Raw genomic sequence first — 24,040 nt, forward strand, 5'->3', positions numbered from 1 at the left:
ATATATTTGGATGATGCGTTGCGATATAAGGAGGAAAACCATGTTTCCTGGAAAGTTGCTACTTGCGACATTGCTCGGTATTTTTACTATCGTCCCCTTGTTTTCAGAAGATCCTGCAACATCAGAATCAAGTCCGGCTAATTTCGGATTCGAGCTGGGTATTGGAGTTCAAACATTCCCTAACCCGGTATATTCTGATGAAGGCGATCCTCAAACATATACATATCAGAGTCTCAGGCTTTCACCGAATTTGCAGATCGGCAAACTTGGTGTAGGACTTGATGTCACATTACATTACACCTTCACTGGTGATCATAATACACCTGAAGGATTCGCAGTCCGACAAGAAGACTGGATTCCAGAGGACCCCTCATTCAGGACTGTCATGGATCTATATTTACCGAAGATCCGTTATGTTTCCTGGGGATTACCGCAGGACCCCCTCTATGTTTCATTGGGAAACCTTCCTAATATAAACATCGGAAATGGATTCATAGTGAATAACTACAGCAACTCCCTGTTTTTTCCCGAAAGACGATTTTTCGGAGGGCAGCTTAACCTTGATGGATCACTCCTGAACTTTCCTTTGATTGGATTTCAAGGTTTTAGCTCAAACTTTTCACGGGCGGATGTTGCAGGTTTCCGACTCTTTACCAGACCAATGATATTCACCGACAACCAGCTGTTGCAAAGCACTCAAATCGGCATCAGCACAGTTTTTGATTTCAATCCCTATTTTATAGCCGAAACCACCCCGGGCAGCCCATATTATGGTTCGACCCCTGAACTGGAAGCCGATGAGGATGCCAGGGCTTTTGTATGGGGGCTGGATCTTCTTCAGCCTATTCTCAATAACCCCGTCATATCTCTCGCTGCATATGGAGATATTGCAGTCCAGAATCAAGCCCTCGGAGCAATGATTGGGACTTCAGGTAGACTTCTGAGTATTCTCCCCTTTACTGCCCAGATACATTTCCTCGGAGACAACTTCCAGGCCATGTATTTTAATCGATCGTACGATGTATACAGGCTTCAACGGTATTCTGTATATAGCGGGGAAACTGAAGTTCCCGGTTATATCGGCTGGCTGGCAGGAAGCGGCTTATCCATAGCAGGAGATCTACTCGTTTTCTCCGCCCGTATTTCAGGGGCCTTTCCGAAACAGGATCAGGAAGTCGCCTTACCTGAGTTGGAAGCGAATCTGACGATTTCTGAAGGATTACTTCCTGGATTGTCCGCACAGGCTTACTATCAAAAGAAAGATATTGCTTCTTTCGGATCTCTGATAAGCCCTGAAGATGCAGTTATCGGCAGCCGTATCAATTATCGAACCGGTCCTGCTGTTATTTCACTCCGCTATGACATACGTTATGAGCCTGGATATACTGACGGAGAATCTTCCTGGCAGATTAATTCAGGATTAGAGACGAGTCTCAGCTTTTAAATGGAGGATCATGTATGTTGTTAAATTATAAACGTAGAGTGCTGGCATTCCTTGCCGCAGTTATTATCTTTCCAATAGCTGCCTCAGCTGATTCACAAGCTGTTATCACTTATTATGAAAACGAAAACGCTATCCAGATTACCGATGCCGATGGTTTTGAGTATGATTTCGTTCATTTTGGTATGGAACTCCGTGAAGGTGATCGAATTCGAACAGGTGCCTCAGTAATTGAACTGCGCGTGCTTCCGAGTGAGTCCCTTCTTAGAATTTCTGATAATTCTGATTTTACCCTGGAGGGTTTATCCGGAACAACATTCACCGCAAACCTCCAGGAAGGTCGGGTCAGATCTAATGTCCGAACCAGTCAGCAGCAATCGGCATTTGCAATTCGAACCAGAAGTACTGTCGGCGGAGTTCGGGGAACGGACTTCGTTATGAATGTTGTACCTGACCAGAAGGAAGCGCTTTATGTAGTTAGCGGAGAGGTCGAATTTACTGCCATCGAAACCAACGAAAGTATTCGTGTTTCTGCAGGGCAGACAGCAGATTTCTTTGCGGAGTTATTTACTCCGGTCCCTGTAAGTGATGCGGAGCTCCAGGAAATCCTCCAGGGAATGGAATTTGATGGTGAAACACCTGCTCCGGCAGCCCAGACAGAGGAACAGGAAGACACTGAGGCTGAAGATAGCCAGGAAGATGTTGTTGAGACCGTTGAGGAATCTGAAGAAGTACCGGCGGTAGAACCTACACCTGCAGATCCACCAGCTGCAGTAGATATGGCCCCTCCAACACCAGCCACTACACCATCCCTGGATCAGACACCTACAATCGGTGCCGATGCTGAAGATGTATTACTCGAGACAATTGGAAGACTGCTGAACATGGAAATCGGATCGATAACCATGGGCGGCGAGACCTATGGGAAAATAGTCCTGCAGCCTGAATTTAATTTTGGCAAACTGGGTCTTGGATTATATCTTCCGGTTATCTACACAAACAATCTTTTCAATCCTGCTTCCTGGTACCAACCTGCCGGTAATAACGAGTGGTCTTTTGGTACTGATCAGGAGTTTGCAGGGGAAGAAGATGAAGTATGGTTGAGAATTCAGGATTTCTGGCGCGATCTATGGCTCAAAATTCGTTATGTGAATTGGGGTGCGCAGCGAGATCCATTCTATTTTCAAGCCGGTAATGTCTCATCAATGACCTTGGGCCATGGAATTCTGATGCGCAGATATGCAAACGATACTGACTTCCCACAGGTCCGACGAATCGGATTGAATCTCGGGGTATCACGGAATAAACTTGGCTTCGAAACTGTAATCAATGATCTCTCGAAACCGGAGATAGCGGGACTGCGATTGTTTACACGACCGTTTCACCCTGCGACTAATGCTGCAATTGGCTTGAGCGCTGTTGCAGATATAAATCCTGCAGGAGATACTGCCGTCGAGGACGCGACTATTCACCAGCAGCGAGCTATAGAATCACAACCTGTTTTCCTGAGCTTCGCAGCAGATCTGGATGTCCCCGTTATTGAGAACAATCTGCTTTCAATAATTCTGTTCGCAGATGCCGGAGTCTTTTTACCCTACCTGAGAAACAGCAGTGTTGACAATGCTGTGCAGGACGGTTTTCAGACACAGCTTCTTTTTGACAGTGATGATTTTGACATTAATACCATGAATAATTATGGGGCCATCACAGGTATACTGGGAAATATCCTGATTATGGATTATCGACTCGAATACCGTTATCTGAAGGGATTATTCAGCCCATTCTATAACCAGATATATGATAGATACAGAACAGAAATCGCTACACAGCTAATGCAACAGATTGCTGCTCCGGAAGATTTCAGCGATATTACCCAGGGAGTTTTCGGAGAAGCTTCGTTCCAGTTGTTCTCACAATCTGTATTGTTTGATCTCGGGTATTTTCTGCCCTGGAATAAAACACTGACTGGTGACTACCTGCAGGCGGCACTTACAGTTGCTCCGGACTTTCTGCCTTTCGGCATAAATGGTGAGTTATACTATGTTCGATATGGATTTGCCGCTGCTATAGCAGATCAGAACGTGAGTCTTTTTGACCCCCAGACCAGTTTCGGAGGAAGCCTGAATTACCCGATTGTCCCGGGTATGCAGCTGTCAATAGTGCTTGATAGTTTTGCGAAGCGAGATGGATCCGGTAGACTCGTGTATGACGAAAATGGACGACTTCAGACTGAGTTCAGTGTAAGTTTCGAAACACGGATCGGATATTGAGCATACGGATTCTGAATGAATCAGTTGCCAGGAAAATTGCCGCGGGTGAGGTCATTGACCGCCCGCATTCTGTTGTCCGGGAACTGATCGATAATAGTATTGATGCAAATGCATCAAAAATCGAAATTCACATAGAGGATGGAGGCCGTCAGTCCATACGGGTTACTGATAATGGTGACGGGATGACGGCCGAAGACCTCAGGCTTTGCACACTCTCGCATGCTACAAGTAAAATAGAGCATGAAGATGATCTTCTCAAAGTTAACAGCCTCGGCTTCAGAGGCGAAGCATTATCGAGCATCGCTGCCGTTTCCAGATTGAGCATCCGTTCAAAACCCTCGGGCAGCGAAACCGGTAATCAGCTTCGCTGTACTCTGGGAGAACCGGTTGTAGTCAATCCTTCACCTTCACAGAGTGGAACAAGCGTGGAAATTCGTGAATTATTTTTCAACCTACCCGCTCGAAGACATTTTGTAAAATCCGCATCCGCTGAGACAAATCTTATAAAACGAACCATTACAGATAAAGCTGCTGCATATCCTCGAATCAGCTTTCAGCTGTACATCGACTCACGACCGGATCTGATGCTGCTCCCTGGTTCTCGACTTGATAGAATTGTACAACTGTATCCAAAGATAGCTCCTCGTGAAATGTGGTATAAAGCGGAAGGTACTGCAGAAGGTTTCCGCATATCAGTTTTTGCAGTCAGACCGGATATTTATCGCAGAGATCGACGCTACCTACAGGCTTTTGTCAACACGAGACGTGTTAATGAATATGCGCTACAGCAGGCCGTTGAATACGCCTACAGTGATTATATTCCTGGCGGGAACTTTCCAATCTCCTTTGTTTTTATTGATATAGATCCTGCTCTAGTTGACTTCAATATTCACCCAGCAAAAAAGGAAATTAGATTCAGAAATCGTGAAACAGTACATCATAAGCTAGTCAGTACTGTACAAAGTGCGCTGAAGAGCTATGCACTTTCTGTACGAAAGACGGTCCAACCGATATTTCCTTCCTATGACCTGGATTTTCCCGCCGTTGAGACACTCACAACGGCAGAACAGGCAACCAGACCAATTGGGCTTACACCTAAACCCAATACTGCTTTCACCAGTCGCATCCAGCAAGCAGGAGATCATTCATCTCCTGACACGATACGGCAAAATACACCAGATTCTCAGAGCACAGCAGTACCGTCCTTCAATCTACAGAATCGCTTTACACCTTCTGGTGAACTATCTCGTAGATTAAATACAGACAGATTGCCTGATGGACAGGAATATCATTATTTTGGACAGCTATTCAGGCTTTTCCTGCTTGTTGAGTATGATGAACGATTCTTTATAATCGACATGCACGCAGGACATGAACGGCTGCAGTACGATCTTCTGAAAGAGGAGAACAGCTCTCAGCAGCTGATGATACCACTAGGATTCTCTGTCGATGAGGGACAATCAGAATACCTGACGACTCATATGAGTGAACTAAAAGAACTTGGTATAGAAATCAGGAAAATCAGTTATGAAAACTGGGAATTAATCACTGTCCCGGCAAGATTCACAGGAGATCCGCATAAACTGATCCCATTTCTATGTGGAAAATCCGGGCACAGCAGCCAGTTATCTGTTTTCCTGTATGCGACTATTGCGTGTAAATCGGCGGTAAAAGACGGGGATCTCATAAGTGATGATCAGGCACACGCTATTATCCGTGGAGTTTTCCAGCTACCGGACGCCCGTTGTCCACATGGACGTCCGATCTGGATTGAATTCGATAAGGAATCCCTCTTTTCAATGGTTGGACGTGAGTAGATACACCTCTTAGTCAAGAGAACCTAAGATAGCTTCTACATCTGATCTTCTGCTATAGGAAGGATTGCGATCAAGTAATCCCTGCAGGAGACGCCTTGCATCAGAATAGCGTTCAAGAGCAACATAAACTTCACCAAGCCTGTGATGAGCCTCCCAAAAACTAGAATCGAAGTTAATAACCTCTGTAAGTATCTCTTCTGCTTTTGAATGATTCTGTTCAGCTATATACACACGAGCCAGATTATTTCGAGCCCTGGCGCTATTTGGATTACGCTTTAAAGCGAGCTCATAATGCTCAATAGCCTGTCTGTTAAGGTTCTTCAACCTATAAACATCGCCAAGGTTAAAATTCACCTCGAAGGACTCGGGCTCAAGTCTCTTGGCATCAAGAAGAACAGATAATGCATCGTCAAGCTGACGGCGTGAAATAAGTACACTACCCAGTTCTATTCGGGGCCTTACATATGATACATCTAGATCTGCTGACCTCCTGAGATATTGTTCAGCTGAATCCAGTTCCCCCAGTTCTGCCAGAATCTGTCCCAGTGTAAAATGATATTGTGCATTATTCCGCTGGATTCGTATCGCGGCTGCAGCTGGCTGTAGAGCTCCCTCAAGGTTGTTTTGTCTTAACCTGATGAGTGCCAGATTGTGCTGTGCCGAAGCATTTTCAGTATTAAGTTCAACAGCCTTCAGATAAAATTCTTCGGCTTTCGCAGGCTCGTTGTTTTCTCTGTATGCTGCAGCCAATGCCAGAAGATTTCGTTCCTGCCGCGGTGCCAGCTCGTAGGCACTGGAAAGTCTGTAGATGGCCTCAGAGAAATTTCCCATTGCATGATGCAGACTACCCAGAGCAAAATATGCATTTCCCATTTCAGGTGAAAGCTCAATAGCCTTTTCATACACCTGAATAGCTGACCTGTTATCACGCAACTGCTGATAGGTAAGTCCAAGATTAAAATAGGCCCGCGGATTACTTGAGTCAAAATAAATACTGCGTTCATAAGAGTTGCGGGCGTCAGAAAAACGCTGCATATCATATTGCATATTCCCGAGATGATATAATACCTCGGCATTATCGGGACTCAGAGCCCTGGCTTCTTCAAGATCCTGTAAGGCTCGACTTGTGTTGTCTGCAGCAGCATGCGTCATACCTCTTACAAAAAAGGGTTCCCATAGATCCGGATCACGGCGTATTGCTTCATTTGCATTGCGTATTATCTGTTCACGATCAACAAGCTGCTCAGGATCCTGTCTGTAATATGCCTCAGCCAATTTGGCATATGCTATCGCAGATTCCGGATCGTAATCAAATATACGAGAAAAATGACCACGTGCTTCAATAAATTCCCGGTCACGGATAGCCTCGTTTCCACGCTCAATAAGTTCCTGTATCTGCTGAAGCCTTTGCCGCTCCTCGGCGATCATCTGTTCCTGCTCGGCACGTCGCTGTTCTGCTTCTGCCTGCCGCTCTTCATCTTCTCTGGCCCTGCGTTCCGCTTCTGCTTCCCGCTGTGCTGCCTCTTCCTGGCGACGAATTTCAGCCTGCTGACGCTCTGAGTCTGCCTGACGTCTTGACTCCTCAAGTCTGGCAAGCTCAAGTTCCAGTTGTCGCTGTTGTGCAGCCAGCTGCTCTTCAAGCTGACGCCGCTGATCATCTGAAAGATTATCTGAATCCCGCAGAGATTCCCTGAGGAGACGGTTCTGTTCTTCAAGTCTGGCAGCAGTTTCCTCACGACTTCGGTCTTCTGCATCCCTTCGGGCTGACAATACACGGTCACGTAAATCTCTGGCCTGGGAATCCCGGGGATCACGAAGCAGAATTCGCTCAAGAAGATCAAGTGCTCTCTGGTATTCAGCATTCTCAAGATATTCTTCAGCCAGAATGAGGGTGTTGGTTCTTTCGGTTTCGGCAGCCGCAGCACGCGTCCCGCGTACGAACTGATATACCCCTACACTCCCTGCTGTCACAGATAGCAGTATTATACCGGCAATGATGCCGATTTTAGTTGTTTTTTTCATAGCTAGTCTTCCCTTCCTAATTCAAAATGAAAATGTTCAAAATCCTCTGCCTCAGCACCAAGCGGTTCTGCTTCCCGGCTTGAGTCTTCAAGTGATTCAAGGACCGAATCGAGAAGACTTCTCCGCCGCTGCTCGGCAGCAACTCGCTCTTCCTCTCTTCGGATCTCTTCCTGCTCCCTACGCAGACGTTCAGCCTCTGCCTCTTCAGCTTTTCTTCTTTCCTGTTCTTCTTGCGCAATCCGCTCACGTTCAGCAGCTAAACGTGCATCAGCAAGCTCATCCTCCAGTGCCGAGATCATTTTTCTGACATTCGGTGCCTGTTCATTCTCCGGATCAATGGCAAGAAATGCACGATAATCTTCTATAGCTTCACGATATTTTTCTTGTCTGACAAGCAGATTACCACGATTAAGGTAGGCCCGGCTGTATCTTGGATTAACAGAAATTGATCTGGAATATGATTCATACGCCGCAGAGAAGTCCTGAGCAAAATAATGAGTTAAAGCCTTGTTAAAATGAAGTCGCTCCTGCTGAGCTGATACATTCTGCAGTGCCCGGTTGTACACATCTAATGCCCTATTATAGTTGCCGACCTGGGAATAAGATGATGCAAGGTATATATACAAATCCGGACTCTGGGGATTCTCCTGCAGTGCAAGTTCAAAAAATGCAGCAGCGTCCAGGGGTTTATTATTCATGAAAGCTTCTTTTCCGCGTGCTTCAAAATCAACAGAAAAAACTGTTGCAGTGAGCAGCATACAAAGCAATACAGATATCTGTAATTTTTTCTTGTATATCAACATGTTAAGGTCCTCCGTGTGGACGGCAATATTTGACACAGGAACGAAAAGTAAGTAGGCTTATACTGCTGTACAAAGGAATATGGAACTACTATGCCAATAGCTATCGTGTCAATTTTTATTCTCGGTGTTGGGATTGCGGTCATAAGTTTTTTTATCGTGAGATCCCTCATAGTGCCGAAAAGACATGCCACCATCGCTGAAAATATTAAACAGCGTAAGGCAACAAACGCAATCAAGCAGGCAAAACAACTGATTGCCAAGGACAACAGGGATTTTGAAGCCCATTATCTCCTAGGTCAGGCCTACGAACTTGACGGAAAAGCGGAACTCGCTCTCATGGAATACAAGATTGTAAACCAGTTGGGAAGCTTCGGTGGTCATTGCCCCGAAATACCCTTCAGGAACAGAATAGCCTCTCTGTACAGAAATTTCAATCAACACGAAGAAGCATTAAAAGAATACCTGCTTCTTATCAATACTGAACCGAATAATGCCGAGCACTATTATAATGTCGGCTTGCTGTTCGAGATTCGTGAAAGATCTGATAAAGCTGCCAGCTATTATCGAAAAGCACTTGAAATAGACCCGCGTCATGGAGCTGCTCACTTTCACCTTGGATTCCTTCTGTACCGTGCAAAACGCCCTGCAGAAGCGAAAAAAGAAATGGAACTAGCTATACGTTTCGACCCGGATAATCACGCATCATATTACTATCTGGGCAAGCTTCAGAAGGAACAGCAGGATTATGTTGCAGCACTTGTATCTTTCGAAAGAGCACAAAAGAGCCAGGAATTCAAGACAAAGGCACTTGTGGAGCGTGGGGCCTGTTATCTGCAAAGTAACAATCTTGAGAAGGCGATAGCTGAACTTGAACGTGCTGTAAAACTGGCAGAAGATCCTTCCCTCCCGGAGGTCCTGTACGGACGCTATTTTCTGGCTGCTGCCTATGAAAAAACCAGGAATTTTGAAGCAGCTATCGAGCAATGGGAAAAAATATATGCAAAAAAACCAGGCTTCCGTGATATTGCTGAAAAGCTGTCACAATACCAGGAATTCCGAACAGATGATCGAATCAAGGATTATCTGATTGCAGGAGCAGAAGACCTACAGGTCATCTGCCGCCAAATGGTGGAACTTATGGGGTTGACAGTACGTGATATTACACCAATCAAGGGTGGTTGTGAAATAATTGCGGTAGAGGGCCAGTCCAAATGGAGAAACGCCAGAAAGCTTCCTAAACTGTTGCGTTTTTACCAGGCTACAGAGCTGATCGATGAATCAACCCTCCGTGCGCTACATGAAGAAATGAAGGCACAAGGTATAAATAGAGGGGTTGTAGTAAGCAGCACAAACTTCTCGCGCATGGCCATGGATTTTGTTGAATCACGTCCCATCGATCTTGTTGACAAGGATCAACTACAAACACTGCTTAAAAAGGTGCAGTTGTAAACATGAAAATTCTTTGCGTTGCAGATCATATCGACCCACTTGTCTACAGTGTGAATGCAAAAAAACGTTTTGAAAATGCTGAAATGGTAATCAGCGCCGGTGATCTACCGATGGAATACCTTGGATTTCTTTCAAGTACCCTTAACAAGCCGGTTGTATTTGTTTTTGGAAACCATAATCTTCAGGAGTATTATCGCTTTAAAAAACATATTCCAACCAGGAATTCACAGCAGCTCGATGGTCATTACAATTCGAATATTATTAATTACTTCGGCTCCACTTACGCAGGAGACAAGGTAATCAAGGTAAATGGTCTGATAATTGCTGGTTTAGGCGGCTCCAAGCGGTATAACAACGGATTAAACCAATATACAGAGTTTCAGATGTTAATGAAAATACTTAAAATCTACCCGAAACTGATCTGGAACCGTTTGGTTCATGGCCGATATCTGGACATACTACTGACTCATGCTTCACCATACGAAATTGGAGACAAGCCTGACCCATGTCATCAGGGATTCAAGATCTTTCGATGGTTTTTGCGGCGTTTTTCTCCCAGGTATATGCTGCATGGGCACATTCATCTCTATGATCTGAACGCTCAACGTATCCATCATTTTGGAAATACAACCATCATAAATGTATACGATCACTATATGCTGGATACCGAGGAGTCCCATGTCAGACATGATACGAAATGAAGCTGGTGACAACTTCAACAAGGCCAGAACCAAAGAGGTATTTTCCAGGATTCTCAATCTGTTGAAAATAAGTGATCAGGGTTTGCTTTCTCTCGACGAAGTCCGAAGTCTCCTGAAGCCAAAAGGAGAATCCTACCGGGGTTTACAAGCTGTTTCTGTCAGCAAAATAGTCGGAAGCGAGGGGCGATACCGGGATTTTAACAAGCGCTTTCTTCCACGGCACGACCACTTGCGAAACAGGTGGATTCGCGTAGATGAAGCTCACCTTCAAAGTAAAATTCTGCCACCTATTCAGTTATATGAAATAGGTGGGGTATACTTTGTGCGTGATGGAAATCACCGGGTTTCAGTCGCTGCCTTACAGGGCGTTATGGCAATTGATGCTGAAGTTATTTCCTTGAGTTCTGAAATATCTATTGACCCCGGAATGACCAAGGAATCACTTCGCAAGGCAGTAATTGATTATGAAAAACAGGAATTCTACAAAAAAATACCCTTGTTGAAGGTGGTTCCCGATTGCGATATTAATTTTTCAGCAACCGGGCGATATGCAGAGCTGGTTCAACATATCTATGGCCATAAATACTATATCAACCAGAATTATACCGAAGAAATACCCGTTGAGAGAGCAATTCTGTCCTGGTATGAAAATGTATACAGACCGATAACAGAAATAATTTCAGAAAATGGATTGCTGATTCGATTTCCAAAACGAACTGCTGCTGACTTGTATGTCTGGACAGTCCGGCACTGGCACGAACTCAAAGAAAAATGCGGTGAAGAGTACCCGGTACATGAAGCCATTCTGAATTTTTCCGAGAAATATGGAATGAGCTGGAAGAAACGAGCAACTGCACGGCTGCGCATCATCAAACAGCGTTTATTTTCACTGTTGCGACAGCATTAGAATGTATATGGTCCACTCATATAAAACACCCCATTCTCGGGCCTGAGGTTCATAATGTATATAGATGCAGATTCATTCTCCGCCAGCAGATCAGTCCGTAAGATCGGTTCCGATGTGTGACGGATTGAAGAAATAAACCGCCCGCCTGGAGAATAAACCCGAATTCGATGCTCATTAAATGGACTGTTAATTAATATCTGCTCCTGATCTGAACGTAATACAGGATGCATATCCTGATCAGGAGAAAAATCATGAATAAAAAATGCCCGCTCAACCTGAGATCCAGAACTATCTACAAGAATCGCTCTGTACTCACCCGGGAGATCATTTAGATGTGGAATAATTAAATCGGGAAGCAGGATCCAGTTTTCAGCACCTTGATCCTCAAGTAACCATTCATCCCGTTCAGACAGCCAATATAATCGACGTTGATCATTAACAATATACATTGATTCAAGACTATTATATCCATCATCGTCATGAACCTGCGCCAGTACCCTCAGATTCAGATCATATAATCCTGTTGTCGGGCTATACACAGATACGGGAAAGATTTCGAGATAATCAAGTCTGGGAGGAGCATCTGAACATGAAAACAGAAAAATAAATACTCCCGCAATAATTACAACGTTACTCTTTCGCATGTACCTAGAATATCATATTTATTATTTTACAGCTATTGCAGAAGCATAAAAAAAGCTGCCTGTTCAGGCAGCTTTACAGCATCAATAATTCTTGGAATTCTGTGCTTTACGTATTTTCTTCTGGATTTTTCTTTCCATTGATTTCTTCTTGCGATTCTTGATCGTGGAAGGTTTCTCGAAGTATTCACGCTTTTTCCATTCGCGAATAATACCTTCTTTTTCTACCATTCGCTTGAAACGTTTGATAGCCTTTTCCAGATTTTCGGAATCATCAATCTTGATATGGGCGATAAATATCACCTCCCCCCAGAGTATGTTTAACCCGCAGGTTGACTCAACAGAAGCAAATAATGCAGAATTCAGGGCCTAATGTCAAGTAAGGGGCGGGTAATAAATGCCAATGGATTTACAGGAATTGCATTCATCCTTAATTCCCAATGAAGATGCGGACCCGTAGATACACCGGTGGAGCCCACCTCACCGATTACTTCACCAGCCTCAACAAACTGCCCTTCCTCAACAGAAAGACGGTCAAGATGATAGTAAAGTGTATATACGCCTGGTAAATGCTCAATGAGTATGCTGTATCCGGTCAGAAGTCTGTCTCTGGCTAGCACGACAACCCCATCGCCTGGTGCTATAACAGTGCTGCCTTTCGGTGCTGCAAAATCTACACCCCAATGAACACTGCGATCACTGCTTCCGTCATCATATATAAAAAGGCGTTGGTGAGCATAATCACTGCTGATTCTGGTCTCCTGTACCGGCTTGAGAAATGCAGCTGTATGGTAAACCGCATCCGGGTTAACCCGTGTGAGTATATCCCATAAAAATTCAGACTCCTCGCCACGCCTGGGATCACTTGTCTGCCGTAATGTACTGATTACTCTGTTGAGATGGATTTCCTGAACAGGATAATCAGCAGCTGCGATGTATATGTCAGCAATGCTCAGTCTTGCTGATGAATCAAGGGATTCTGCACTCAATGTATATCTGCCTTCATTTAAATTATATGGAAGCGGCAGCACAAAATTCTGTTTTTCATCAACAAGAAAGCTGTTGACCCTGGCATGCCTCTGACCATTAGCAGACTCAAGATATACGCGGTGGACTGATTTATTTCCGGAAATTCTACCGGTAATGGCCTCACCCTGCAGGAAATACTGCCCCTCCGTACGATCAAGTGTTATCTCATACGCATGAGCAGGTAAAGCAAAAACAAACAATAAAATCAAAAGCTTGAGGTGCATCATCTCTGTAACATACTAACTACTGCGCCTGATGTCGAGGATCAGCAATTGAGGAATTGTCTTGTTCTGAAATGTATTCTTACCAAGTTGGAATACAGCATCTATGGTATCACCAAGCTTGAAATCGACATTCACTTTTTCACCGGCATTCCAGTACATAGCAGGCCATTTATATTGTCCGGCACTTAATAGCAGTTTGGCATGTGATTGCTCTGATTTCCCTACGATATCAAGCTGTTCAATTATGAGCTGCCTGCTCATAAAGACAATCGGTTCAAATTCCTGCCCATAAGGCCCCAATGCATCAACTATCTGTTCGAGACCAGGTTCGAGATATCTGTGCGGCAATTCTGCATCTATACTAAGTGTTTCTTCCTCCTGATCGGCATACGGGAAGCTGGAAGACCTTTCCTTGAACATTGCCATAAGATCATCAATCCTGTCATGTGGGAAACTGAAACCGGCAGCAAAATCATGCCCACCCCAATCGGTAAATAATTTCTCCACTGACTGCAGAATGGGAGTAACGGGGACGCCTCTTGTACTTCGGATTGAGCCGACTGCATGCTGATCTACCTCGGTTATAACAGCAGAAGGAACCTGAAGGGTTCTTGCCAACCTGCCGGCAAGAATACCAGTCACACCTCGGTGAATACGCGGATCAAAAACTACAGCAAAACGTTCATTATGCTCGGAAAGACTTTTCCTGGCTGGTGACAGGATCCGCTTCCAGGCATCACTGCCAATTTTTTTTCTCTGTTCATTCATGCCTCGTACTGCGTCTGCGAGTTTCTTGACGGTTTCCGGTTCTTTACTGAGCAGTAATTCAACAACCAGATCCGGCTTACCCATTCGGCCTCCGGCGTTCAGAACCGGTGTTACCTGCCAGGCAACGGTTTGTGATGTGAGATCCTGCCCGGAAAGCCCCTGAATTTCCAGCAATCTCCTCAAACCGGGCCGCATGGTATTGGCAAGGCTTCGGAGACCAAGCTTAACGATAATGCGATTTTCGTTCCGCAGTGGCATCATATCGGCGATTGTTCCCATAGCTGCCAGATCAAGAGATGCCAGCAAGCGGCGTTCGAGAACTTCATCTTTCCTGAATACGTAAGCCTGGAACAGACTGCAGAAAGTATCGATCTCTTCCTGTGAACCACCAAAACGGCGTTTTCTGCTCTTTTGCTGCATTCTCAGTAGACTTTTACCCTTCAATTTCGGAAAGACACCGGCTATTTCTTCTGCAGTATCTACAAGCTGAAACTCAACCGCATTGCCGAACACATCCTTCAGGAGCCTCTTTTGGGGTTCTGCATCGTAGACCAGAATCTGCTGATTCTGAAGGAACTGAAACAGCCTGGTATCCTGAATTGAAACAACGCCGGGAACCAGAAATTCCTTCATTCTCCCTGTTTCAACCAGATTTTCCAGTTTAACAGCATCAACCACAATCGAATCATTACCAGGTGTAACCTGGAGCAGGCAGATTGGCTCTTTATACCAGCTCGTATGTGCAAACTGCAGCGCCCACACCACCTTGCTAACGACTCCACATCCACAGAGACCGTCGAAAGGGTAGCCGCAATCTGGAACCTTGGGGTTTATAATCGCCAGAGCGGGAGGTATTTCATCCTGTAGATTATGATGATCGATAACGATCGTATCGATTCCTAACTCACATGCCCTTTCTATTTCCCGAACATTTGTGGAGCCGCAGTCCACGGAAATAATCAGAGTACCATCTTCTGCCGCAAATTTTTCAATGGCGGTAAGCGTAAGGCCATACGGATCATCCCCCATCGGCAGAGACCAGCGAACATCAGCCCCGAACTCTTCAAGTGCCGTAACCATGAGCGTAATACTGGTCATTCCATCTGCATCGCGATCTCCGTATACCAGGATCTTCTCATTTTCTTCTATGGCAGCCAGAATACGATCGATTACCAGATCCATATCCTCGAACAGGAAGGGATTATGCATTCCCTTCAGATCTTCTTCAAAAATGAACCTTATATCTTCCGGAGAAGTGAATCCTCTTCTGAACAGGATTGCGGCTGACAGAGGACTGATCTCATATGTATCAGCAAGCTTTTTGACTGCATGCGTATCGATTGGTGGTTTATCCCATATCATTCTGCTGAATTCTCCCTGGTATTTCTTGAAAGCTAATTGTACCCGATCATAGTCTTAGTTACCAGGATTCAGTACACTATGCATATGAAAAATCTATCACTTTATATCGACCTGGATGGAGTACTTGCTGACTTTGATGCTGGTGTGGAAAAGCTCTTTGGCAGAAAGCCCGACGTGCTTCCTCCGCCGGTACTCTGGAGCAGACTGGCAAAGACTGAAGGATTCTATGAGCATCTGACATGGATGCCCGATGGAAAAGAGTTATGGAATGCATTGAAAATTTATAATCCTTCCATACTCACCGGCCTTCCAAGGGGAAAATGGGCAGAACCTCAGAAACGGGCATGGTGCGCCAGAGAATTAGGAACGGAAATAGATGTAATAACATGCATGTCCCGGGATAAACATCTAATTGCTCAGGAGGCAGCTCAGAACGGCCTGATTCCTGTCCTGATTGATGATCGTCTGAAACTGAAAGACTCATGGACAGAAGCAGGGGGAGTTTTTATCCACCATAAAAACACTGAGCTCAGCCTTAAGGAATTTGACGAGCTGTACGCAACTATACAATAATACCTCTGCCGGTTTTGAGGGTATTAAGTTCAGATTCGATTTCTGTCTCCAGCTGTCGGTAGCACCAACCGAGAAGACTCGCCTGTACGTCCTTTGGAAGAGCAATCTCATGCATATTTGTCGTCTTCTGGCCAAGTATAAGATGAGCGAACTCCTGGGCCGCTGGATGTATCTTGCGAAATACATCGCCATCGATTCCAGCAACACCATCCAGCCACTGAATCAGAAAAACAATCGAGAGCAGCCTGATTCCCTCTGCCCGGCATGTATCGAGTAAACGTAGATTTTCTATCAGCAACTGATACACAAAAGCTGCCGCCTGCCCCCCACCATGGGTCTTGAGAACAATTTCTGCCCAAAGGTTAGCTGTATAAAACCTCTCTATATTATCCCGGATACCCGGGAGTTGATCTTCACTGTAGACGTCAAGAATTTTGCAGCTGTTCTTCACTGGATTAAGATACAGATCAAATTCAGCTATGGTAAAAGGAGCGATTTTACCGCGAAGCCTACCCTTCACCGATCGTAATCCATGTGCAACTGCTGATGATATTCCCTCATCAGATGAAAAAAGCTTCACACCGGCATGAGACTCGCCTATAGGATAGATTTTCAGGATAACAGCTGATATACGTTTCGTCCTATCCATTCACCATCCGCTCCTTTTTCGCTATATTACTCTACATGGCTGATATGTTAAAAGATATAGTACCGGGAGATGAATTACTCCCCCACAAACTGCATATAGTACCTTTAAGTGGTGCTCCGATTTTTCCGGGCTTGTTTACCCCGATCATGATCAATTCTCAAGATGATATCAGGGCAGTCAAATCAGCACTGGCCGAATCACCCTTCATTGGACTGGTCATGCTGGAGGACGAAGACACGGATGATCCCAAAGCAGATGATTTATGCAGGATTGGCACAGCTGCCAAGGTCGTAAAAAGCATCAATTTACCAGATGGCGGATTGAATCTATTCATCTCAACAGTGAAGCGCTTCAGGATCAGAAAAAACCTGAACGAAAAAAATCCGATTGTGGTCGCTGTAGATTATCTTGAAGATCTTCATCCTGATCCCGTTGAAGAACAAGCCCTCACCAGATCCCTGATCTCGGAAATGAAACAGATCAGTGAGAACAATCCTCTTTTCAGCGAAGAGATGAGATTGAATATGGTAAACATCAATCAACCAGGAAAAATAGCTGATTTTATTACCTCAATCCTTCACATCGATCGAATGAACCAGCAGGATATTCTGGAAACTCTCGACATCCGTGAACGCCTGGAAAAGGTACTCATGTTCATCAAGAAAGAACAGGAAGTACTGCGTATCCAGAAGAAAATCCAGGGCCAGATAAATGAAAAAATCGAGAAAAGTCAGCGCGAGTATTTTCTGCGTGAAGAACTCAAAGCAATAAAACAGGAACTTGGAATTCCAACAGACAGCAAGGGAAATGATCAGCAGCGTTTTCAGGAGCTCTTCGAAAAGACTCCTTTGACGGGTGAGGCAAAAGAAACCGTTGCCAGGGAACTGGATAAATTCACCTTGATGGACAGCAACAGTTCTGAATTCATTGTAACCAGGAACTATCTGGAAACAGTGTTTTCACTTCCATGGGATGAACCCGATATTGAAGATATAGATATTTCTCATGCCAGGAAAATTCTGGACGCAGATCATTACGGATTAGAGGATGTCAAGGAACGGATACTTGAATTCCTGGCAGTGAGGAAACTCAAGAAAAATTCCAAGGGCGGAAACGTGATTCTGGTAGGCCCGCCCGGTGTCGGAAAGACTTCAATCGGTAAATCTGTAGCCCATGCACTAGGAAAAGAATTTTTTCGATTCAGTGTTGGCGGCATGCGGGATGAAGCAGAAATCAAGGGACACCGCAGAACCTATGTGGGTGCGATGCCAGGAAAAATCATACAGGGCATGAAAATAGTCCATTCCAAAACGCCGGTTTTCATGATTGACGAGATTGACAAGCTGGGAAACAGCTATCAAGGGGATCCCAGTTCTGCATTGCTCGAAGTACTGGATCCTGAACAGAACCATCAGTTCAGGGATCACTATCTGGATATGCCCTATGATTTATCAAATATATTGTTTATTGCTACAGCGAACTCCCTTGATACCATTCCCAAACCACTTCTTGATCGAATGGAGATCATCAGACTTTCCGGATACATCGAACAGGAAAAGGTCGCCATTGCCAAAAAATATATAATTCCGAAATCGGCCCGCAATTCAGGTCTCACCAGAAGCAAGATCAGATACTCACAGAAAACCCTTCAGCTTATTGCTGAAAAGTATGCCCGCGAAGCCGGAATGCGAAATTATGAAAAGCTCGTAGACAAGATCCACCGAAAGATCGCACTGAAACTGGTAGAAGAAAAACTCGAATTGCCGGTAAAAATCACACCGGAATCATTGCCGGATTATCTTGGCAAGGCGATTTTCGAGGATGATCTAAAACGTATTACAAAACCCGGGATGGCCATTGGTCTTGCATGGACTAATTTCGGTGGTGATACACTTGTAATCGAAGCTATCGCCAACAAAGGCAAGGGAGGATTTACACTCACCGGTCAAATGGGTAAGGTAATGCAGGAATCCGCTGGAATTGCATTCAGTTATTCCCAGCATATTGCGGAGGAATTCGGAATCGATCCATCTTTTTTTGATAAGCACAAGATTCACCTGCACATTCCTGCAGGAGCAACACCAAAGGATGGACCTTCGGCTGGTATTACCATGGCACTTGCTCTTATAAGTTTAGCATCGGGCAGACAGGTCAGGAAGCGTCTTGGAATGACCGGAGAGCTAAGTCTTGTCGGCCAGGTTCTCCCGATCGGAGGATTAAAGGAAAAAGTAATCGCCGCCCGGAGAAATGGAATAAAGACTATTATATTCCCGGCAGCGAACAGCAAGGATCTGGATGAAATCCCTGAATACATAAGAAAAGGCATTGAATTTCATCCGGTTACAGCTATGCAGGAGGTACTGGATCTTGCCCTTACAAAATAGAAAAAGCATGACAGGAACTATACTGCCCTGCATTCTCCTGATTTCGTTTTTTTCAGTTTTTTCATGTACAGCTGAAGATCTGAAAATCGGGAACTCTGATGTCATAAACGATGCAACAATTAAAGAAGCTCCCTATCTGCATCCTGATTTCAGCATCACCGAATCCGATCTGGAAGAGATGATACGTGATTTACCTCAAACACAACAGGAGTCTATTCGCAGACGACCGCAGGTATTTCTCGATCTTCTATCCAGAGCGCTGGATCTCAGAACTGAATATACCGTTCTTGTAGACAAGGTACACGCACTGTCAGAGAATTTCCGCCCTTCTGACCTTGTATCATTAAATGACTATCCACAGCTTCGAAAAGCCCGGAATGATCTTTCACTCGCAGCAGAGATCATGCCAATGGTGCTCGCACTTAATGAGGCTGCAGCACAGGATGGTATAACATTGACATACGGAAGCACCTACCGATCCTACCAGTACCAGGTTGGACTATTTAATCATTGGGTCAACCAACTCGGATATGATGCCGCCGCCAGAGTATCAGCCAAACCCGGGCACAGTCAGCATCAGTTAGGAACAGTAATTGACTTTTCTCCAATCAGTCAGGTTTTTTCGGGATCCAGGGATTATGAATGGCTCAAGAATAATGCCCATCTTTATGGTTTCTCGCTTTCATATCCTGAAGGCCTTGAGGAGTTAACAGGCTATCAGTATGAAAGCTGGCATTGGCGATATATACATGAGACAGGAATAAAACTCCAGCAGGAATTTTTCGACGATATTCAGCAGTACTATCTCAGCTTTCTGAATGCAAAAAAAGAACTTCTAGAGCAGTCCAGGCAGAATCATGCAATTAACTGAAATGTATCATTCAGTTCTGGACTCGTGGATCAGCGATGGTAAGCTGGCACATCCACTTATGTCCGGAAAACCAAGCTGCATTGAATGCATGGCTGCACTCAGAGATATCTGTGCAGAGCCAAGTGACACGACGACCGAGGCTACCGAACAGGTTCAGCATTTTATAGGTGAAGCTGATCACTATATTCTGGTACTGATCGATGGACTTGGTGACTGTTTCCAGAACCGGTTCCCGTTGAATGGCTTTTTCGAAAAAGCAGACAGGTTGCCCTTAACAAGCGGATTTCCTTCCACCACAGCCTCAATGCTGACATCCTTTATGACTGCAACATGGCCAGGCGAGCATGGCATATGCGGCTGGAACACCTATTTCAAGGAATACTCACGGACAATTTCCATTCTTCCTTTCCGGGAATTCGGAACCGGGCTTTCCGGCACTTCACTAGGAATAGAAATTGATGAACTGGTACCGGTAAAAAGCTGGTTCAAAGACAGTACCTACGATGTCCTGTCCGTTCTGCCAGGAAAGATACCTGCCAGCGAGTACAGTAAATGGAGCCGCGGCGGTACCGCAGCGGCAAGTTATAAAAACCTTTCAAGGGCGGCACGTTATATTCACAGACATGTTCGCAGCAAACCGCGAACACTCACGTACTGTTATATTCCGGATGTAGATGCGGCTGCCCACAGGTACGGCTGTGACTCCCCCGAACTCGGAAGCATTATTCATGAAATTGATCACTGGATGAATCAGCTGCAGAAAAAACTACCGACCGGATCGAGACTGCTTGGATTTGCCGATCACGGGATGATCGACACTGTAAAGAAAAAATATCACATTATGACTGAGAATGATCCCCTGCTAGCCTACCTCTCAGGCCCTCCATCAGGAGAACCAGCCACACCTCATTTTCATGTCATACCTGGTCAGGAAGACAGCTTTCTTGAAGCCTTCAGGCAATCGAAGTACAGCCGTGATTTTGTTCTCTGCGAAAAACAGTATGCTGAACGTTTACACCTTTTCGGTCCGGAACCTCTAAGCCCGGTAATGAGGCAACACTGCGGAGATTTCATCGGTATCGCTGCTGCACCTGCTGTACTTGAATTTCTTCAGGATGGCATGAAATCAATTAACTACCAGGCAACCCATGGCGGACTTCGACCGGAAGAACTCGCTGTAACACTATATTCAAGGTAACAACTATGGAACTACTTTCACCGGCAGGTAATCTCGAAAAACTGAACATCGCTTTTGCATACGGAGCGGATGCCATTTATATGGGTCTACCTGGATTTTCTCTGCGTGCAGGAGCAGAAAGCTGGGAGCAGTCAGATATAGGGAATATGCAGCAAATCATCCGGAAATGGCAAAACATCCGTCCCCGCAAAGTCTACCTGACAATCAACCGCTACCTTCATCAAAAAGATATAGAAAGCCTTGAGAAACTGCAGGATCAGATCGGATTGTTCCCTTTTGATGCTTTTATTATCAGTGATCTCGGATTTGTAAAAAAGCTGAAAACAGTTTTCCCGAATACGGAGCTACATCTTTCGACACAGGCGAACTGTACTAATAGTGAGGCGGCCAGAATGTACGCTGATTTAGGCTTCACTCGGATTGTAGCTGCAAGAGAATTAGGTCTGGATGAAATTGCAGATATTAAATCCAGAATTCCTGAAATGGAAATTGAAGTATTTGTTCACGGCGCAGTATGCATTGCATACTCAGGCCGATGCTTGATCTCGAGCTGGCTCACGGGAAGGAGTGCAAATCATGGAGAGTGCACACATAGCTGCCGATGGCAATACAGAGAATTTGAGGAGAAGAAACGGCCCGGCAACCCTATCCGGGTAATCGAAGATGGGGACTACAGTACTATTTTTTCACCAGAAGATATGAGAATGATCAACCATCTTGAGGAACTGGAAAAAGCAGGTGTTGACAGTGTAAAAATTGAAGGCCGAATGAAATCGGCATATTATCTGGCTGCAGTTACCCAGGCATATCGTGCTGGTATAGACCATCTACACCAATCAGCTGATTCAACATATTTTAATACTGCAAAAAAACTACTAGAAACCTTACCTCATCGGGGATACAGCACAGGAATGTATTTCGGAAAACCAGAAATCGAAGTTCAACCTTCCGAAAATGCACCACGCTTCATGGGAATGATATTACCGGGACAAAAAAACAATTTATACCCAGTTGAAATTAAGAACCGTTTATCCGCCGACAGCAAAGTATTCGTCTTATCACCTGAAATTCCCGAACCATATTCACTTGAAGCAAAATTCATAGATGAATCAGGCCCGGTAGAAAGTTTGTATCACGGAAAAAAATCCTGGCTGGAAAGTACCCAGTTTCTGCCTGAGTACTCATTGTTAATATCAGCGCCTACACTGCATGATGCATAGTATTGTCGGAAACTTCCAAGCGAAATTGCCTTGAATATCGTTTGGAGGCCATCAGGTTGGCAAGCAGGAATGCAATCATACCTGCTATTACTGAAATCACGGCTCGTGTTGGTCTGGAATCACTGGCTTCCAGAACAGTCGCGTACTGTATACGGCCGATTTCCCATGCTGCTTGTGTATTTCGGAGTAGATCAGCCTTGATTACATGCTGACCTTCCCGGAAATATGCGAAGTTGGAAGCAAATCTGAGCAGATAGTCGTAATCAGTCTCCAGTAAATGCCTTTCTGCCAACAGATAATTATTTCTTTCCTGAAGAGATTGTACGTTTTCGGATATACGCTGAACTGCCTCTGCCCTGTTATTATATGCATACAGTCCGCTCGTGCCCCAGATCAATTCCAGGAGAAAAAAACAAAGAACTGTGCATAGGAGTGCTATAAATATGTTTTCTGACTGCATTACACTTGTATCTCGGCAAAGAGCACAAAGAACTTGATTATTACAACTTAATTCCATCATCAGTTGACAATCGTGACTGCGGATTATACTCTTAATAGTTAAGGGTTGTACGCGCTGTTCCGATATTCAATACAGCGAAACCTCGCATATGTAGGAGTGTTCCATGGCTTTTGATGATACCTTTGAAGACCTCACGGAAGAAAATTTCGATGCCGCAACGGATCAAGACGAACTTGAAGAATATGGTGTGTGGGTGAATGGCGAACCGGAAGACCTGGACGAATTCAGTGCTGCCGATACCGAAGCGGATAATGAAATAGAAGACATGGACTTTGAAGATCTGGATTTCAGTTCAGAAATATCCGACGAAGAGGAAAGCCTGCTGCAGGATATTCAAATCGCATCTGATTCCGGTGGTATCGAGGACTCACTTGATAATGGCCTGGATAACCAGGATGCTGATGATCTGGCCTTCGATATTGATGATCTTGATAATCCAGAGGAAGAGATTCAAATTGAATCATTCGACAATGAAGAAACCATGGGCAGCACGGACAGCGATGAAGGTGTTGAAGACAATAATACCGAAAGCTCTATAACTTTTGAGGCAGAGGAATACACAGAAACTATGGATACACAACAGGAATTGCCTGAAGAAGAGAAAACAACTGATGACATCGACATTGCGTCATTCGATGATGCATTTGATACAAAGGAAATTGATGATTCTGCAGAATCATCAGATATATCAGCATCCTCAGAAACCACGGAGATCAGCCTCGACGATTTTTTTGATGATGATTCTACATTATCCGGCGACCGTAGTGGCGACGGCCTGTCCGACGATGATGAACTTGACGATGAAGATGACGATTTTCTCGATATCGATATTGATTTTGACGAAGATCCATATGAGCTACCCGATAATATTGAAACACAAGCGCCTATCAGTGGAAATGCTGCAAACGTACTGAGCGGCAATAGTTCAGATTCCTCCGAAGAGGAAATAGATCTGGATGATTTCCTTGCAGATGACGCCGAAAGCACAGAAATTACATCGGAAATTACAGAAACCGATGAGGTCTCACTGGATGATTTCGACATGAGTGAGCCGGAAGCCCTTGATGAGCCGGAAGCCCTTGATGAGCCGGAAGCCCTTGATGAGCCGGAAGCCCTTGATGAGCCGGAAGCCCTTGATGAGCCGGAAGCCCTTGATGAACCGGAAGCCCTTGATGAACCGGAAGCCCTTGA

Annotated in this window: 19 protein-coding genes and 1 pseudogene; 12 read left to right on the plus strand and 8 right to left on the minus strand. The window is 44.9% G+C overall.

Annotation, left to right across the window (positions count from 1 at the left end; genetic code table 11):
* The first annotated feature begins 40 nt into the window (after positions 1–40).
* From ACYQ2L_RS12710 to mutL, 3 genes are read left to right on the plus strand one after another with little or no spacing between them, the layout of a single operon-like run.
* Positions 41–1,444: a hypothetical protein gene (locus ACYQ2L_RS12710; protein WP_460056304.1), complete on the plus strand. Its 1,404-nt coding sequence runs from the start codon at positions 41–43 to the stop codon at positions 1,442–1,444.
* A 14-nt stretch (positions 1,445–1,458) separates the two neighbouring features.
* Entirely contained in the window at positions 1,459–3,711 is a 2,253-nt protein-coding gene (locus ACYQ2L_RS12715) for a FecR family protein (protein ID WP_460056307.1), read from the plus strand.
* A complete protein-coding gene (gene mutL, locus ACYQ2L_RS12720; RefSeq protein ID WP_460056310.1) occupies positions 3,708–5,528 on the plus strand; it encodes a DNA mismatch repair endonuclease MutL in 1,821 nt (606 codons plus the stop codon). Before ACYQ2L_RS12715 ends, mutL begins: the two co-directional genes overlap by 4 nt.
* Positions 5,529–5,537: 9 nt before the next feature.
* Here mutL and ACYQ2L_RS12725 read toward each other — a convergent pair whose 3' ends face one another.
* The gene (locus ACYQ2L_RS12725) at positions 5,538–7,550 is read right to left on the minus strand and encodes a tetratricopeptide repeat protein (protein ID WP_460056312.1); all 2,013 of its coding nucleotides are present in this window, start codon (positions 7,548–7,550) and stop codon (positions 5,538–5,540) included.
* A 2-nt stretch (positions 7,551–7,552) separates the two neighbouring features.
* Complete coding sequence (locus tag ACYQ2L_RS12730; RefSeq protein ID WP_460056315.1) at positions 7,553–8,308, minus strand: tetratricopeptide repeat protein; 756 nt, start codon at positions 8,306–8,308, stop codon at positions 7,553–7,555.
* A 216-nt stretch (positions 8,309–8,524) separates the two neighbouring features.
* On the opposite strand from ACYQ2L_RS12730, the gene ACYQ2L_RS12735 reads away from it, so the two are divergent.
* The 3 genes from ACYQ2L_RS12735 to ACYQ2L_RS12745 are packed head-to-tail and all read left to right on the plus strand — an operon-like array spanning position 8,525 to position 11,410.
* Positions 8,525–9,802 carry a tetratricopeptide repeat protein gene (locus ACYQ2L_RS12735; RefSeq protein ID WP_460056318.1) on the plus strand — a complete coding sequence of 426 codons (1,278 nt, stop codon included), beginning with the start codon at positions 8,525–8,527 and terminating at the stop codon, positions 9,800–9,802.
* A gap of 2 nt (positions 9,803–9,804) precedes the next feature.
* A complete protein-coding gene (locus ACYQ2L_RS12740; protein WP_460056319.1) occupies positions 9,805–10,503 on the plus strand; it encodes a metallophosphoesterase family protein in 699 nt (232 codons plus the stop codon).
* A complete protein-coding gene (locus ACYQ2L_RS12745) occupies positions 10,490–11,410 on the plus strand; it encodes a transcriptional regulator (RefSeq protein ID WP_460056321.1) in 921 nt (306 codons plus the stop codon). The genes ACYQ2L_RS12740 and ACYQ2L_RS12745 overlap by 14 nt, the downstream gene beginning before the upstream one ends.
* Here the strand turns inward: ACYQ2L_RS12745 and ACYQ2L_RS12750 are convergent.
* The 4 genes from ACYQ2L_RS12750 to recJ all read right to left on the minus strand — a co-directional run bounded on the left by ACYQ2L_RS12750 (position 11,407) and on the right by recJ (position 15,434).
* Positions 11,407–12,054: a hypothetical protein gene (locus tag ACYQ2L_RS12750; RefSeq protein WP_460056324.1), complete on the minus strand. Its 648-nt coding sequence runs from the start codon at positions 12,052–12,054 to the stop codon at positions 11,407–11,409. The genes ACYQ2L_RS12745 and ACYQ2L_RS12750 overlap by 4 nt on opposite strands.
* A gap of 81 nt (positions 12,055–12,135) precedes the next feature.
* Positions 12,136–12,345 (minus strand): 30S ribosomal protein S21, encoded by a 210-nt coding sequence (rpsU, locus tag ACYQ2L_RS12755; protein ID WP_460056350.1) that lies wholly within the window; start codon positions 12,343–12,345, stop codon positions 12,136–12,138.
* A gap of 68 nt (positions 12,346–12,413) precedes the next feature.
* On the minus strand, positions 12,414–13,307 hold the full coding sequence (locus tag ACYQ2L_RS12760) for a M23 family metallopeptidase (RefSeq protein ID WP_460056326.1): 894 nt from the start codon (positions 13,305–13,307) through the stop codon (positions 12,414–12,416).
* Between the two features lie 12 nt (positions 13,308–13,319).
* Entirely contained in the window at positions 13,320–15,434 is a 2,115-nt protein-coding gene (recJ, locus tag ACYQ2L_RS12765; protein ID WP_460056329.1) for a single-stranded-DNA-specific exonuclease RecJ, read from the minus strand.
* An 84-nt stretch (positions 15,435–15,518) separates the two neighbouring features.
* On the opposite strand from recJ, the gene ACYQ2L_RS12770 reads away from it, so the two are divergent.
* Complete coding sequence (locus ACYQ2L_RS12770) at positions 15,519–16,007, plus strand: hypothetical protein (protein WP_460056331.1); 489 nt, start codon at positions 15,519–15,521, stop codon at positions 16,005–16,007.
* On the opposite strand, the gene recO is transcribed toward ACYQ2L_RS12770, so the two are convergent.
* Positions 15,997–16,656 (minus strand): DNA repair protein RecO, encoded by a 660-nt coding sequence (gene recO, locus ACYQ2L_RS12775; RefSeq protein ID WP_460056334.1) that lies wholly within the window; start codon positions 16,654–16,656, stop codon positions 15,997–15,999. The genes ACYQ2L_RS12770 and recO overlap by 11 nt on opposite strands.
* Positions 16,657–16,691: 35 nt before the next feature.
* On the opposite strand from recO, the gene lon reads away from it, so the two are divergent.
* Genes lon through ACYQ2L_RS12795 form a run of 4 tightly spaced genes read left to right on the plus strand, consistent with a single transcriptional unit; the run spans position 16,692 to position 22,329 of the window.
* Positions 16,692–19,040: an endopeptidase La gene (gene lon, locus ACYQ2L_RS12780; protein ID WP_460056337.1), complete on the plus strand. Its 2,349-nt coding sequence runs from the start codon at positions 16,692–16,694 to the stop codon at positions 19,038–19,040.
* Positions 19,024–19,911 (plus strand): M15 family metallopeptidase, encoded by an 888-nt coding sequence (locus tag ACYQ2L_RS12785; RefSeq protein WP_460056340.1) that lies wholly within the window; start codon positions 19,024–19,026, stop codon positions 19,909–19,911. Before lon ends, ACYQ2L_RS12785 begins: the two co-directional genes overlap by 17 nt.
* Positions 19,898–21,109, plus strand: a complete 1,212-nt coding sequence (locus tag ACYQ2L_RS12790; protein ID WP_460056343.1) for an alkaline phosphatase family protein — start codon at positions 19,898–19,900, stop codon at positions 21,107–21,109. Before ACYQ2L_RS12785 ends, ACYQ2L_RS12790 begins: the two co-directional genes overlap by 14 nt.
* 5 nt (positions 21,110–21,114) lie before the next feature.
* Positions 21,115–22,329: a peptidase U32 family protein gene (locus tag ACYQ2L_RS12795; RefSeq protein ID WP_460056345.1), complete on the plus strand. Its 1,215-nt coding sequence runs from the start codon at positions 21,115–21,117 to the stop codon at positions 22,327–22,329.
* Here the strand turns inward: ACYQ2L_RS12795 and ACYQ2L_RS12800 are convergent.
* Positions 22,310–22,789, minus strand: a complete 480-nt coding sequence (locus ACYQ2L_RS12800; protein WP_460056348.1) for an FtsB family cell division protein — start codon at positions 22,787–22,789, stop codon at positions 22,310–22,312. The genes ACYQ2L_RS12795 and ACYQ2L_RS12800 overlap by 20 nt on opposite strands.
* Before the next feature lie 163 nt (positions 22,790–22,952).
* On the opposite strand from ACYQ2L_RS12800, the pseudogene ACYQ2L_RS12805 reads away from it, so the two are divergent.
* Positions 22,953–24,040, plus strand: a pseudogene (locus ACYQ2L_RS12805) (hypothetical protein); the annotation flags it as partial.

The organism is Spirochaeta dissipatitropha (assembly GCF_054657935.1).